Annotated in this window: 14 protein-coding genes; 8 read left to right on the forward strand and 6 right to left on the reverse strand. The window is 62.2% G+C overall.

Going from position 1 to position 14,316, the window contains the following annotated elements; genetic code table 11:
• Window positions 1-53: 53 nt before the first annotated feature.
• The 3 genes from ASC66_RS04150 to ASC66_RS04160 all read right to left on the reverse strand — a co-directional run bounded on the left by ASC66_RS04150 (window position 54) and on the right by ASC66_RS04160 (window position 1,506).
• Window positions 54-734 (reverse strand): pentapeptide repeat-containing protein, encoded by a 681-nt coding sequence (locus tag ASC66_RS04150; RefSeq protein WP_055834998.1) that lies wholly within the window; start codon window positions 732-734, stop codon window positions 54-56.
• A gap of 86 nt (window positions 735-820) precedes the next feature.
• Window positions 821-1,150, reverse strand: coding sequence for a DMT family transporter (locus ASC66_RS04155; protein ID WP_055835001.1), 330 nt, complete (start codon window positions 1,148-1,150; stop codon window positions 821-823).
• Window positions 1,147-1,506, reverse strand: coding sequence for a DMT family transporter (locus tag ASC66_RS04160; RefSeq protein WP_082492073.1), 360 nt, complete (start codon window positions 1,504-1,506; stop codon window positions 1,147-1,149). The genes ASC66_RS04155 and ASC66_RS04160 overlap by 4 nt, the downstream gene beginning before the upstream one ends.
• A gap of 248 nt (window positions 1,507-1,754) precedes the next feature.
• Here ASC66_RS04160 and ASC66_RS04165 point away from each other — a divergent pair, with 248 nt between their 5' ends.
• Window positions 1,755-2,102, forward strand: coding sequence for a carboxymuconolactone decarboxylase family protein (locus ASC66_RS04165; RefSeq protein WP_055835007.1), 348 nt, complete (start codon window positions 1,755-1,757; stop codon window positions 2,100-2,102).
• Window positions 2,103-2,232: 130 nt separating this feature from the next.
• Here ASC66_RS04165 and ASC66_RS04170 read toward each other — a convergent pair whose 3' ends face one another.
• Window positions 2,233-2,832: a TetR/AcrR family transcriptional regulator gene (locus tag ASC66_RS04170; protein ID WP_055835010.1), complete on the reverse strand. Its 600-nt coding sequence runs from the start codon at window positions 2,830-2,832 to the stop codon at window positions 2,233-2,235.
• 96 nt (window positions 2,833-2,928) lie between these two features.
• Here ASC66_RS04170 and ASC66_RS04175 point away from each other — a divergent pair, with 96 nt between their 5' ends.
• Window positions 2,929-3,771, forward strand: a complete 843-nt coding sequence (locus tag ASC66_RS04175) for an alpha/beta fold hydrolase (RefSeq protein ID WP_055835013.1) — start codon at window positions 2,929-2,931, stop codon at window positions 3,769-3,771.
• Between the two features lie 181 nt (window positions 3,772-3,952).
• On the opposite strand, the gene ASC66_RS04180 is transcribed toward ASC66_RS04175, so the two are convergent.
• Entirely contained in the window at window positions 3,953-6,106 is a 2,154-nt protein-coding gene (locus ASC66_RS04180; RefSeq protein ID WP_082491992.1) for a putative bifunctional diguanylate cyclase/phosphodiesterase, read from the reverse strand.
• Window positions 6,107-6,670: 564 nt separating this feature from the next.
• Here ASC66_RS04180 and ASC66_RS04185 point away from each other — a divergent pair.
• The 5 genes from ASC66_RS04185 to ASC66_RS18015 all read left to right on the forward strand — a co-directional run bounded on the left by ASC66_RS04185 (window position 6,671) and on the right by ASC66_RS18015 (window position 12,041).
• Window positions 6,671-7,972, forward strand: a complete 1,302-nt coding sequence (locus tag ASC66_RS04185; protein WP_502691556.1) for an Ea47 family protein — start codon at window positions 6,671-6,673, stop codon at window positions 7,970-7,972.
• Window positions 7,973-8,129: 157 nt separating this feature from the next.
• A complete protein-coding gene (locus ASC66_RS04190) occupies window positions 8,130-9,197 on the forward strand; it encodes a DUF4238 domain-containing protein (protein WP_055835019.1) in 1,068 nt (355 codons plus the stop codon).
• A 176-nt stretch (window positions 9,198-9,373) separates the two neighbouring features.
• A complete protein-coding gene (locus tag ASC66_RS04195; RefSeq protein WP_055835023.1) occupies window positions 9,374-9,682 on the forward strand; it encodes a hypothetical protein in 309 nt (102 codons plus the stop codon).
• Window positions 9,683-9,993: 311 nt separating this feature from the next.
• Window positions 9,994-10,836: a serine/threonine-protein kinase gene (locus tag ASC66_RS17740; RefSeq protein WP_162243470.1), complete on the forward strand. Its 843-nt coding sequence runs from the start codon at window positions 9,994-9,996 to the stop codon at window positions 10,834-10,836.
• Entirely contained in the window at window positions 10,833-12,041 is a 1,209-nt protein-coding gene (locus tag ASC66_RS18015; RefSeq protein ID WP_157509626.1) for a hypothetical protein, read from the forward strand. The genes ASC66_RS17740 and ASC66_RS18015 overlap by 4 nt, the downstream gene beginning before the upstream one ends.
• On the opposite strand, the gene ASC66_RS18020 is transcribed toward ASC66_RS18015, so the two are convergent.
• Window positions 12,034-12,816 carry a hypothetical protein gene (locus tag ASC66_RS18020; protein ID WP_157509627.1) on the reverse strand — a complete coding sequence of 261 codons (783 nt, stop codon included), beginning with the start codon at window positions 12,814-12,816 and terminating at the stop codon, window positions 12,034-12,036. The two genes, ASC66_RS18015 and ASC66_RS18020, sit on opposite strands and share 8 nt — an antisense overlap.
• Before the next feature lie 469 nt (window positions 12,817-13,285).
• Here ASC66_RS18020 and ASC66_RS04220 point away from each other — a divergent pair, with 469 nt between their 5' ends.
• Window positions 13,286-14,179 carry a hypothetical protein gene (locus ASC66_RS04220; protein WP_157509628.1) on the forward strand — a complete coding sequence of 298 codons (894 nt, stop codon included), beginning with the start codon at window positions 13,286-13,288 and terminating at the stop codon, window positions 14,177-14,179.
• The last annotated feature ends 137 nt before the right edge of the window (window positions 14,180-14,316 follow it).

Consider the following 14,316-nt stretch of genomic DNA (forward strand, 5'->3'; position numbering starts at 1 on the left):
ACACGGGGCACGGAGCGTGGAGCTGGGAAAGCCCTGAGAGGCCGCTGACGAGCTCAGTCTTCGACGATAATGCCCAAGTTCGACGCAATCGCCGGGGCGAGCATGCCGAGCTGCAGCTCGTTGATTGTGACGCCGGCGAGATTGCGGATGCCGGCCACCTCCTGCACGTCGGCGCCGCGCAGGTCGAAGTCGCGAACGGTCGCGTTGTTCAGGTCGAGTGCGCGGACCCCGCACCCGTCGAACGCGACCCGTTCGGCCTTGGCCCCGCCGAGGTCGAGCTCGTCGATGGTGCAGTCGACAAAGAGGATGTCGAACAGGCTGGAGCCGCGCAGGTTGACGTAGCCGAGCTTGCAGTTCTCAATGCGGAGAGCCCGTAATCCCGACTCGTAGAGCTCGGCCGAACCGATGCGCGACTCACGAATGACGACGTCGCGCCAGGTCGAACGCGCCGCCCGAAGGACGGGAACGTTGAAACCGTTCAGCGCCGAGTCGACGATCCGGATACTGCGCATCTCGGCCTCGTCGGCAATGACACCCGCGAAGGTGCTCTCGCTCACCGTCGCGAAGTCGAGGGCGAAGGTCTCGAGGCTGAGCGCCTCGAAGGCGAGCGCGTCGATGCCCGAGTTCGCCCCGAGATCTCCCGCGTAACCCGCGGCGAGATTCTGCGGATCGACCCGGTCCAGCCGCGGGGCCTTCGTCGCGGAACGGGCTGTTTTCGTACGGCGTTCGGGCATCTGGCGCCCCTCCTCGTGCTGGCGTGAGCCCAGCCTATGTCGAAGCGCCGACGCCGGATTTGCGCTACTGGGACGACGCGCGACGCTCAGTGCGCCGCGCTACTGCCAAGCTCGACCGTGATCACGCCGACGGCGATGAGCGCGATGCCGATCGCCATCGTGCGCGAGAGCGGCTCCTTGAAGATGACGCGGGAGAGCACTGCGGTGAGTGCGATGCCCGTGGCCGCCCACACCCCGTACGCGACGGCCACCGGCATCCCGAAATGCAGTGAGAAGCCGAGGCACACGAACGCGGCGATGTAGCCGATGGCGATGGGCACAGCCCAGATCTTGCGCTTCAGCCCCTCGGAGGCGCGGAGCGAGAGCGTTGCCGCGACCTCGGTGATGATCGCGAGGGCGAGGAAGAGCCAGCTCATGCGGCCACCTCCTCCCGCTCGCGCGCGGCGATGGCGCGCTGCGAGCCCACCTCGACGAGGAGGACGCCGCCGATGATCAGGATGATCCCGATGCCCATCACCGGTGTCAGCGGATCCCCGAAGATCACCGCGGAGAGCACCGCAGTCAGCGCGACGCCGCTGGCGCCCCAGATGCCGTAGGCGACGCCGACGGGCAGGCCGAGACGCAGGCAGACGGCGAGCAGCACCAGTGCGGAGGTGTAGCCAATGACGACCAGGACGTACCAGGCCGGGTTCGACAACGCGGCCTTCAGCGCGAGCGTCGCGGCGACCTCCACGGCGATCGCGACTCCGAGTGCGAACCATGCGCGACTCATGAGCGGCATCCGCGGCCGCACGGGCCATGCTCGGTACGTCGAACGTGGACGATCACGGTCATCTCGCGCTGCACTTTCTCTTGGTGCACATCCGGCCGGTGGCCACACTCCGCCACGCCTTCCCAGATTGTAGGGGCAGCGCCGGGCTTTCATGCGAACTCCATGATGTGACCCGAAATCTCCGGAGGTCGAATGGGGCCTGCAGCGTCGCTGCGATTACACCAAAGCTTCAGTGAGAGGAAATTTTCATGTCTGATGCAAGCACCGACGATGCTCCCGTTCTCGATCTGCTCGCCCGGATGACGGCCGACTCCCTCGACGCGTCAACCCTCGACCCCGACACGGTGATGTTGGTGCGTCTCGCCGCCCTCGTCGCCGTCGGGGCGCCGCCCGTTTCGTACGCGTTGAACATCGACGTCGGAGCCGAACTCGGCCTCGACGCCGATGACATCCGCGGCGTGCTGACGGCGATCGCCCCCATCGTCGGAACGGCGCGAGTCGCTGCCGCCACCGGCAACATCGTCCGGGCGCTGGCGGCGGAGATCGAGCTCGCCGATCTGGAGATCGCGCTGCTCGAAGACGAAGACGACGAGTAGCCGTTCGGCCACGCAGGAGATTCCCCTGATGTTGCCCGCATCAGGGGATTTTCTGTGGAGTGAAGCGGGGAGGGTTGGCCGCGGTCTCGCCCTTGGATCTAGCTCAGGGTGCGGTTGAGATCACTGGAGTTCAGATCGAGCGCGGCAACGCCCGCTCAGAGTGGGACGCGGAGCTGAGCTCCGCGTCGATGAGCACCGCGGCCGCCGCTTTCGCGTGGGAGGCGACGGCGGAGTCGTGGGCGATGGCCGCTGTGCTCTGGGCGCCCTCGGCGAGGATCGCCAGTTGCGCGGCCAGTGGGCCAGGAGCGCCCAGCTCGCGCACGAGGTCGGCCATGAAGCGTTGGAACGACTCCTTGTGCTCTCGGACGAGTTGCGCGATCTCGGGGTGTGTCCCGCCCAGCTCCCCGAAGGCGTTGATGAATGCGCAGCCGCGGAACGAGTCGGTGCGAAACCACTCCTCGAGGTAGCTGTACACGGCAAGCAGCTGCGCGCGCGGACTCGGACCCGCCGCCGCGACGTAGCCGGACAGGCCCGATTCCCACTCCTCATGCTTGCGCGTGAGCACCGCCACAACGATGTCGCCCTTGGAGGGAAAGAGTGCGTAGAGACGACGGAGCGACACCCCGGCGGCCGCGCGCAGCTCGTCCATCCCGACGGCCGCGTACCCCTTGGCGTAGAAGAGGCCCTCCGCGGCCGTGAGGATGCGTTCGCGTGCGTCATCTGAAGTCATTCTCCGATTCTACTTGACATGAGAACGTCCGTTCTCTACTGTGGGGAACACGAAGCGAGAACGCACGTTCTCACCGAATCAGGACAAGGACTCATCATGGCTTTCATCACCGTCGGCACCGAGAACAGCACCTCGATCGAGCTCTACTACGAGGACCAGGGAGCCGGCCAGCCCGTCGTGCTGATCCACGGCTACCCGCTCGACGGTCACAGCTGGGAGCGCCAGACCCGCGCCCTCCTCGCCGAGGGCTACCGCGTGATCACCTATGACCGCCGTGGATTCGGCCAGTCGAGCAAGGTCGGGGCCGGCTACGACTACGACACCTTCGCCGCCGACTTGAACACGGTCCTGGAAACCCTCGACCTCCAGGACGTGATCCTGGTCGGGTTCTCCATGGGCACCGGCGAGCTCGCTCGCTACGTCTCCACCTTCGGCCACGCCCGCGTCGCGAAGCTCGCTTTCCTCGCGTCGTTGGAGCCCTTCCTCGTGGCCCGGGACGACAACCCCGCCGGCGTGCCCCAGGAGGTCTTCGACGGCATCGCCACTCAGGCCAAGGCCGACCGCTTCGCCTGGTTCACGAACTTCTTCTCCGACTTCTACAACCTCGACGACACCCTCGGCTCGCGAATCAGCCAGGAGGCCGTGACCGCGAGCTGGAACACCGCCACCTCCAGCGCACCCGTGGCCGCCTACGCGGTGGTCCCGGCCTGGATCGAGGACTTCCGCGGAGACGTCGAAGCCGTCCGCGCCAGCGGCAAGCCGGCCCTCATCCTGCACGGCACGGCCGACAACATCCTCCCGATCGACGTCACCGCCCGCCGCTTCCACCAGTCACTGCCCGAGGCCGACTACGTCGAGCTGGAAGGAGCACCCCACGGGCTGCTCTGGACCCACGCCGACGAGGTGAACGCCGCCCTGCTGACCTTCGTCAACAAGTAAGAGCGCGCGGATCACGAAACAAAGAAGAGGGCCTCCGCACTGCGGAGGCCCTCTTCTTCGGGTGGATTCCCTGAGAATCCCCCGGATCCTTCAGCTATTCCCCCGGCGACGAGACCGTGCATCCCCTGTGCAGCGACCGGGATTCCGAAACAGGATGTGCCCCCTCGTGGACGTCTGGTGCCTAGCGGTCGGAGTTCCTCTCGGGGGCTCCAGCGACTGCGTTGTGGTACACGGACGTCGCGTGATCCGCCGCCTGGGGCAGTAGACCGATCGGCACTGGTCGCGAGAAAAAGAACCCCTGCAGGGAGTCGCATCCAAGCGCGATGAGGTAGCGCGCCTGGCGCGCGGTCTCCACCCCCTCCGCGGTGACATGCAACCCCAAGTTGTGGGCGAGGCCGATCATCGAGTTCAGGATAGGAAAGTCCTCTTTGCCGGTGCGGATACCCGTGACGAAGGTACGGTCCAGCTTGATGATGTCGACAGGGATATTCTGAAGTCGCCCGAGCGAGGAATAGCCGGTGCCGAAGTCGTCGAGGGACACACGAATTCCGTGGTCGCGTAGTCCTTTGAGCTGCTTGACCGCTCGGACCTCTGAGTCCATGAATGCGCTCTCGGTCACCTCGAAGATCAGGTGGTGGGGATCGATGCCGAAGTCGTCGAGGGTGCGAAGGACTGCGCTCGCGAATCCGTCTTCTCGCAGTTGTACGACGGAGACGTTGACGGCGGCCGAGTGCGAGTCGTCTGCGCTAAGCCATGCCCCCAGTTGAACGCAGGATTGGGTGAGCACTTCTAGCCCGATGGCGTTGATCAGGCCGCTGCCTTCCGCTATCGCGATGAAATCGAGCGGGGGTATCAGGCCGTCTGGTCTGTTCCACCGAACGAGCGACTCAACCTGCGAAGCCTGGCCCTCCCCGACCATCACTATCGGTTGGTAATGAACGACTAATTCGTTGCGTTCAATCGCCTCGTGCAGTCCCGACTCGACGTTGTTGCGTTTGAGCAATGCGGTCATCATCTCCGGCCGGAACCTCAGATAGCGGTTCTTGCCCGCAGCCTTGGCCACATACATGGCAATGTCTGCCCGGCGAAGGAGGTCGGACGCCTGAAGAGACTCGCCGCCGCTCGTAGCCAGTCCCAGGCTGACACTCGGGTGGACCTCGTGACCGTCCAGCAGAACTGGGGAGTTGAGGGCGTTCACCACGCGGTCTGCCACAACCTCAGCATCCTCCGGCTCCACAAGGAGAATCACGAACTCGTCCCCGCCTATTCGGGCAACAGTGTCGGAGGAGCCCACGCATTCTCGCAGTCTCCGCGCAGCCTCAATCAGCATCTTGTCGCCGGCCTGGTGGCCGAGGATGTCGTTGACCTCTTTGAAATCATCCAGATCGAGCAGCAGAACGCTGATCGATCCCGCCTCGGCGAGGTTCAACGCCTCCTCGAGTCGCTCATGGAACAAGGCCCGATTGGCCAGCCCGGTGAGGGAGTCCGAGTATGCGAGCTGTTTCAGCTGTGCGGCCTGCTGTGCCAACTCAGCAAGGGCCTCCTGAATCTGCTTCTGAGCGGCGCTCTGAGCCGTGATATCGCGGAAGCTCCACACTCGGCCAATGACTTCGTCGGCGATTCGTTGAGGCCGTGAGTACCGCTCGAAGGTTCGGCCGTCCCGAAACTCGAGAACATCGAGACTCTCTGCCTCGGGCTGTGCATAGAGCTCAAGCACCTTCTCGACAAAGATGCTCGGATCGACGAGCTGCTCTACTACGAAGCCCAAGAGTTTCTCGTCGTCGTGCGCGGAGATGAGCCCCGCCGGGATGCCCCACATCTTGGAGAACTGTTCATTGGAACCCGCGATTTTTCCGTCGGCCGACACCACGAGAAGTCCGTCAGCCGTTGACTCAAGCGTTGCGCGAACCAGCGAGAGGGCATTCCGTAACTCGTCCTCATGCTCGCGGCGTTCGGTAGCATCTCGGATCGAGGCGACGACCACGTCACCGACGGCGGTGCTCACCTGCGCGAGCGCCATATCGGCGGGAAACTCTCGCCCGTCTTTGCGGAGCCCGTATAGGCTCGTGCTCGCCCTCAAACGTGCTACGTTTCCCTCGATTCCGACGCGGACCGGGGAATCTTCTCTCGCCTGCCGAAACCGCTCCGGAAGCAGCACCTCGTAATGCTGTCCGAACAACTCGCCGGGCTCGTAACCGAACAACCGCTCCGTCTCACCATTGAGGAACGCAAGGAGCCCATCATCTCGAACGACAACCAGTGCATCGGGAGCGTTGTCCGCCACGACGCCCCGGAAAAACACCTCCGGAGCATCAAACGACACACTCTGGACCATTGCTGCCACCCCCCTCGGACAGTCTCTTGCGGTCAGTGTACGCGCCAGACGCCTTGCTCACGGAAGAAGATCTCAGGTAACACGCCAGGGCACGGACGCGGCGAGCAGGTCTCGGTTTCGGGCACCGGTAGTGGTCGGTTCCTGGCAGCGTCCGCGCCCGCCGGGGTCCGCCGAGCACACGATCGACCCAGACAAGAACTACCAACCAAGAAATGAAGAAAGCCCCTCCCGAAGGAGAGGCTTTCTGTCATCAACGTCTCGACACATCTGTATTCGATGTCTCGACACGTCACAATGGCGGGCCGCTCTAAGAACTCGAAAGCCCTAGGCAGGAGTAGGGCACCGGCCGCCAGGCTTCCTGAAGATCCCCCGCATGCCGGAAAATAATCCCTTCAGAAGGCTGGTACAGCCAATCGGAGAAATTCGGTCTGCTTCAACCCTGAGCTGACGGCCACATGCGCTCCTCGTGCCTGCCGGGCCAGGTGGCAGATTTGCGCCGCTACGCTTTCCGACTGGCCGTCTGTGCTCTTGGCATGCACTCTGTCAAGTCGGTACGGTTTGCTGATGCCCGACTCGCCAACTGATTGCCCGTGTGCGGATGCTCATCGCCGGTTGATGGATCTGCACGAAGACATTCACCGCGCAGTTGAGTCATACGTCGATCCGTATGAGTTTCGCAGGTGGCTGAACTCGGCGATTCAAAATTCAAGAGGCGTCACCTTCCTCCTGCAGAAGCAAAAGTCTAAGTGGGACGATTTCAATACCTGGTACGGGGAATGGCAAGATGCCGCGAGGAAAAACTCAGTCCTCACGTGGGGAGTTACCGCTCGAAACAGAGTGGTCAAGGAAGAGGACCTCCGAACGCTCAGCGAGGCGCGTATCAGCGTCTACCACGGTCAGCTCAAGCGCATCGAAGATGTCTTCGTAGTCCCGCCGGAGTACACAGTAGAGATGATCACCTCGGTATTCGCAGGCGCCGCGGCAAAATCTGGACGCAAGCGCAGGGGCATACTCCGAGTCCAGCGCCGATGGGTCGATGACCAGCTTCCGGACTACGAGTTGGTTTCGGCGTTAAGGGAGATGTACAGGGCCGTAGCGGAAGTCGTCCGGAGCGCCCATCTAGCGACCGGCGTTGAAGAGTGCGAGCTGCCGCCTTTCAGCCGAGCTTGCATTAGTTCTGAGATCAAGTCCGGACTCCCCTGCCTCCCCATTGGGGACCCAATGCCCAGCATGTTGTTGGACTTAGAGACTGGGGAATCAACCAGCTTCAAGTACATGAGGATTGAGCGTGACGACGATCTAGCCAGGGTTGGCTTGGGCCGATACGGCACGCCTCCAAAGTTCACGACCGATCCAATTGATCACGCACACGCAAGGCTCGAACTCTCGAAACAATTCCTTGAGGCAGACGGCTACGCGGGTCCGATGCTCGCCCTCATCAAAGGGACCGCAATGCGAATGTATGGTCTCTCCTTCGACGATGAAGAGCAACGCGAGTTGAAGGTGGCCGCGACAGTTGATGGAGCGGGGGCCTGGCCGTTTGACGGAGCCGTGTACTCATCAGAAACTTGGATTGCGTTCCCGGGTGGGCGTGGCGTCGCGGTTGGGGTGAGTCCGGAGGAACTTCTGGAAAGCAACTCTGAGTTCTTCGGACCTGACACCAAGGGAGACCGGGACGAGGCGCTGATCGTGATCGCCTTGACTGCCGAAGGGCGGTCGCGGTGTCTAATTCAGCCGTTCGGAAGGACGGACGGTGGCATCGTCTACGGAGAGCTCATCGATGACTACTCGGGTTCAATGATCCCCTCATTCTTGAGCCCCATCTGGCGCACGTGGCCCCGACAGTCAGCACCTTCGCCTGGCTAGAGTCCGCCCTCGCTTGCGACAATTCCAATTCGGAGGATGCGGCGCCCGCGCAGATCCCCGATGATTCGAGCCGATGCACACTCGCGCCTATTAGTGCGCTATTCACATCGGTCGCGGTCAATGCGCTGCACGGTCGCTCCCATGAGAGGATGCGCACATGGCGGGGATCGAGAGCACGAAGAAGTTGCATCATTACGTCCCTCAGGCGTACTTGCGCGGCTTCGCTAACGCCAAAGACCGGGTCACCGCGATTCGGTTGCCGGGATCCAGCGAACCGTTCACTACGTCCGTGCGAAACGTTGCCGCTCAAACCCACTTTCACCGTGTGGAAGGTTTGGAACGGCCGGATGAGTTTGAGGATGTGCTTGCAGTCACCGAGGGCGAAGCGCAGAGCGTTATCCGAAAGCTTGAGCAGCACAATCCATTTCCCTTGCCTGAGGGCGACCGCTGGACGCTGGCATACTTCATCGCGCTTCAAGCCGTACGCGGACCGGATACGCGACGCACCGCCGAACAGATCCAAGCCAAGATGATCCGCCTCGAAGTCGGTGCCGGCGGTCGCAACAACGTCAAAGCATGGATCAAGAAGAACTTCGGCTTCGACGCAACGGACGCGCAAGCGGAGAGAATCTGGGTGGAAGCGACCCACCCAGATGGCCCTCCCATCACGTTTTCGAATCTCGCTCACATCCAACACATGGTCGAAGCAGCAGCACAGCTCGTGCCATACATCGCTGGTCGGCCCTGGTCGCTCACTCGCTTTCGGCGTCGATCATTGATCACTTCGGACGCCCCTGTGGCGCTGATCGGAAATCCCGAAGTCGAACCTTGGGAGGGAGTGGGCTTCGGCACGGCCTGGGGCATCGCCTTCCCGCTCACCCGCAAGCTTGGCCTCCTCATGAGCGACCCCACTGTCATAGCGGACGCGTTTGCACCGGACAGCCCGCGCCACCAGGAGATCGCCAAGTCGATCCGAGAGGGAAAAATGGACCGTGTTCAGCAGGGCACAACAAGCCTCGAGAGACTCTTCAACGATCACGTCGCGGCGAGTGCACGCGAGTGGATCTACCGACACCCGGACGACGCAAGCTACGTGCCGTCGGACCTCCATGATCCGACGCTCATCAACATTGAGATGCGCGGCGCGAGCGACATCGCGTTCGATGGGACCCCGTGGTTCGAAAGATCCAGTGAGATGACTCCTGCCGTCGCGACGCAGCTGTAGCTCGCGGTACGAGACGCACTGGATCGTCCCTCAGCACGCGACTGAACGACCTTGCTCGATCCACTCCGGTCGTGTAATACATTAACCACCGGATTTCGCTTGGGGTACCACCCGGTTCCTGCGGCCAGCGTCGGCCGACGCCCTCGACATCCCGGCAGCGAGAGGAGACCTCCACAATGAACGCTCCCGAAACCCTCACCACCCTCACCCTCGACACGCCTGGCACCTGGCTCGTCCACACCGCCAGCGGCTCGTCCTACATCTTCGATCTCGACCACAAAACAGTCGAAAGGCGCCGCGCACCCGACGCGCCACGGACCGTCAACGATCGCGTACGCCCGCTCCACGAGATCCGGCACTGTTCGGTCGGCCAACAGGGGTACTGGACGATGCAAGAAGACGGGATTGCGGCGGACGCGTACTGGGCGATGAGTTCGATGATCGTGCGGATCGAGCGCGTGGACCTGGAAGTCTGGGATCAGTAGCCGGCGGAGGGGGCACGACGGCCCGTCGTCTCCGCCCGGGCCACTCGAGAGCGCGCTTCGCAACTGGCATCAAGCAAATGGCCCCACCGTCCCAACGCTCTCGCTCGAGTGCCAACCGCCGTGGCCCTGCGTTGCCCCGACCGGGTTCAATCTATGAGGAGCTCAGGCGGCCCCGCAGCGCCATGACCCCCAAAAAAGGGCGTGCGTCCGGTTTCTTTTCCTGAAAGGATTGGCCGCGCGTCTGTGTCGGCGCAATCAACGATGCCGCCCTCTGCCCGCCTGGGCACGAACGCCTCACCCGAAAGGCGAAAGTGACGACCACTGTTCTCGGAGAATCTGTACGGAAGGCCCTCGGCGCCCTGAGCGTCGCCTATCTCGGTTCAGGAACGTTCGGAGAAACGTGGAGAGCAGATTTCGTCGATGATTCAGGGCGATCGAGCACTTTCGCTGTCAAGCTCCTTCGTCCGGAGATGCACCGGGCACATTTGGTCGAACGCGAGATCGGTGGGCTTCGCTCCTTTGACAACAAGGGCGTTGTGAAGCTTTTCGATGTACGCGACGTAGATGTAGACGGGCGAACACAAACTGCTTTGTTCTGCGAGTACATCGATGGCGGTGACGTGGGCCAGAACTGCCGCACCAATCAGCCAACTCAAGAACAGGTTCTCGCGTTTGCCACAGCACTCCTCGATGCTGTCCACGTTGTGCACAAGTCAGAGCGGGTTCATCGCGATCTGAAACTCGAGAACATCATCCTGCGCGATTCCCAGTGGGAGGCTCCGGTCCTCATCGACTTTGGACTCTCGAAGAGCGCTACAGATTCCACCTTGACTGCATATCCGAGCCGCATCGGTTCATTGTTCTTTATGTCGCCGGAGCAGCTCGCTGGGGAGCGCGCTCGAAAAGCCTCTGACCTTTGGGCCTGCGGCGTCGTTTTGTACATCGTGTTGACAAGGCGACACCCGTACCTAGACGACGTCCGCGGTCTGAGCGAAGACGATGTCGCTGACGCCATCGCTGGGCCGCCACGGCCGCTGCCTACCGACACACTTGCCCCACTGGCTGACATCATCATGCGGCTGCTGAGCGAAGAACCCTATGAACGAGGCAGCGCCCGGCGGGCTCTGAAAGACCTACGGAAGGCCATGAAATGACCAACACCGCACGGCCGAAGGGCGCTTCGCTTAAGCGCATGCTCGCAGGCAAGGCCCCGGTCTTCATAGTCCAGCGCGGCGCCCAGTTTCAGGATCGACTCCCGGAAGTCTTCGACAGCCTCGCAGAAACGAATGGGCGCAAGCTTGGGCTTGGGACCGTTGCGCGGATGCAATCAAGGATGACCCCCGCTCGAACTCTCGACTATCTCGATCGCCTCGATAACGTTCCGCTGAAGCTCGTCGACCCAGAATTCCATCGCCGGCCAGAGTCCGGGTGGGAGGGCGCTGCACCGGCGAACCCCGCGAAAAGCGCGAACCCCTGGGCGATCTACGACGACATTCCAAAGAAGCCAGACCGCGCTTGGGTCGGGCGCTCAATTCAAGCCCAGTATCAATTTGGCGCCACCGTCGCGTTGTCGGCATCGGGTTGGGTCGACACAACGAAAGCGAATGTTTCACTAGCAAATGCAATGGCATTCGTCGCGGAATCGCGCGCGGTCCTCGGGCACCACCCGATGTTCGTCAACCTCACGATGGACTATCGCTGGTTGGTCGACAAAGAACTCCGTGGGATGCTTCTCCAGGAGATCACGGAGAGCTCCGAGAAGCTCTGGTATCTACGCTTTTGGTGGCCTATCGTCACCTACCGCTACGGCCAATTGCTCGACGAGGACGTGTTGCGCGGGTACCGGATCTTGACCCGGACGGCAGCAGTTGAAGGAAAACAGCTCATTCTCCCCAACTCAGGGCTCACTGGTTGGGTGATGAGCGCGCTCGGCGCCGCTGGCTTCTCCACCGGAACGTCCTGGCCTGATCAAGCGTTTGCCCGTCAACGCCCTATGGGCGGACGAAAAGGGCAAAAACCGCCGCCCCATACTCCCCGCTTCTTCGACCGGCACATTCTTCACACGTTGGACTACACAATGGAACAGCGTCTCGCCGTCATCGACGGACACAAACCCTTTGAGACGCCGTTCTCTCGAGCGATCGCAGAGGACGAGCACAACAAGGAGCTGGCAGGGCTTCACTACCTGACGTCTGTGGGGAATCTGCAGGCAAACCTTTCCAGCAGCAACCCGACGATCACCGCCACGAAAGCGCTTCGCCAAGCGGAACGGTTTCTTGCGGGCGTCGACGATCTGGACCAACCCACAGGGGGAAACAGCCCGCTGCACCTGGGTGGGTGGGGCAGGCTACTTAACTAGCTGATTGCTCGCGGTGTTCGGGTGGGTACCATCCGAACACCGGCGCGACTTGGCCTGCACGTTCCCCGCGCAGGTGAAGCTCGAGGCTGCGCTCGGCAACAAGCATGCGTCCGACCGCCGTGTCCACGGAACGCAGGATCCGCTGTGGACGAACCGCAACTCGATGACGGTTCGTTGCCGCGTCAACAACGATCACTCCGATCCCACGTTGCGCGATACCATCAAGGCGCTCGAGGGCAACTCGGGAGTGCGCAGAATCTAGCGCAATGTAGGCGGCGTCTGCGGAAAGCTGTTGGTGTCGGGCCTGGTTGAACGCGCGCAGCCAGTCGCGTAGTTTCGCTTCAACCGTAACCACCCTGCGTCCAACGGGTCGTGCCTCCGGCCGCAGTCGTAGTCTCTCGCCTCCCCCGTCGAGCCATCCAAGATCGAGCAGAAGAGGCACTACTGCGCGTCGGACATAGTCTTTTGTCATACCGATGCGGGCGGCGAGCTCGGTGATTGTCATTGTCTTGGTGCGGAGCGCTATGACCGCACGAACCTCAACGTCGGTGCTCAGGCAACGCACGCCGGCCTCTAGGCGTTGCGCAACCCGGTCACGGTCAAACCGCACCGCGCTGAGGTCTGGCACTCCGCGGGCTGCAGGAACTTCTCTGAACGTTTCGACGTCGGGGTCGTGGCGTTTGAAAACCGAGGCGGCGAATGTGGGCTCGAGCGCGTCGACCAAGTCGATCTCGTACCGGAATCGCTCTTTCACGGGTGCTTCAACGACGCTCACAACCACCCACCTCCGTTCAAGCATTCCTAATTCGCCCTAAGTCTACGGTCGAGGACCGACTGAGATACACAACCCAGTTGGCGGTCCTTTGGAGCGCACCTTCACAGTTTTCGCCGTGAAATGCAGCTCCATCAACTCACATGCGGCGAAGATCGACGCCTTCCCAAAGGAAAGCAAGGGGCCACAAGCGAGTCCCGTCGAAACAATGAGCTCGCGCAGCCCAGCGCGAAGACGACTTCACTTAGAACAGTCTCAGCTCAACGTGCGATCGCAGTCCTGCGCCAGCCCGCGAATCGATCGGGTGTCTTGGTCAGGCATCAGTGCCCTGTCACCAAGGCATTTCCGTGTCACCACGCTCGCTCAGAACAACCGCCGGTGGATCGAGGCTAAGACCGCACCTTTGAAAACTAGCGCCCCGCAAGCGACGCGCCTGCGCGAGCCGACGTTGAACGTACAGTACCTATGACATATGACCAATCGACAATTCGTGACGGTGCGACTCTACGACGGCTTCCATCCAGCGCATCCGTCAGCTCACGGGCTCGTCGAACCGGCGATTCACTCTTTGCCGAGTGTGCAGATCCCTCCGGACAACTCATGGGGATTCATGCTCGCCAGCGCGTTGAGTGAGTTGGACCCGGAGGGTGCCGTGGTCGGCTTCGAACCGGGGGTGCCCGGCCCATCCATGCGGCGCCCGGTTAGGACGCATGCGAGGCTCAATTCCATCGATCCAGACAGCGCGACCATGTCCGACTACGTGTACCCAGATCGCATCTGGCTCCTCGACGAATCTGGTCGACTCGGGTACAACCACCGCCTCGAATTTCACAGTCGAAAGACAACGATACTTCGGCGTGCGTCGAACGCGACGGACGCCGGCTACAACCAGGAAGACTTCTCTGACCTTCTCGTCACTCGCTCCGAAGGCGGGTTCGGGGGTGACTCAGTTTGGTACGACATCGCGTCGTTCCTACTAGACCAGGGCGTGCAGATTGGGCTCGACGCCACCGTGGGTGGCATTGCCGCGTGGTCGGTTCGCCGGATCGGAATTCGGATTGCGGGCTCCAAGAGCGACAAGCGAGCTCGACGTACTGCACGCGAGTGGGAGGCCCGTGGCATCGGAACTCCTGCCCGCCTGCGCGAGTTCCTTGAACTGAACGCGGCCTGGCACCTCGAGGAGGTTTGCACGCGCCTCGATATTGCGCCATTGTCCGGCGCCCAGCTATTGCAGGCCCTCGGCTATGAGTTGCGAAGCGATGGATCAATGCTTTGGCAGCTGGGCCACCACAAGAGTGCTCGCAAACGCCGAGAGAAATGGATGAAAGCAGAGACCGCTGAGTGGCAGCCCGAGCTGAGAGCCTGACACTGAACGTCTCGAGCAACTCTCGTCCGCGCCCCGCTTGACTCACGAAGCCTGACAACGCCGATGGGTGCGGAGCGCCTGCCTTCCGAGCGTGAAGCAACGACGAAAGGCGCCTCAAAATTTGAATGCGGGCGCTT

This window comes from Leifsonia sp. Root4 (assembly GCF_001425085.1).
Classification (GTDB): Bacteria; Actinomycetota; Actinomycetes; order Actinomycetales; family Microbacteriaceae; genus Microterricola.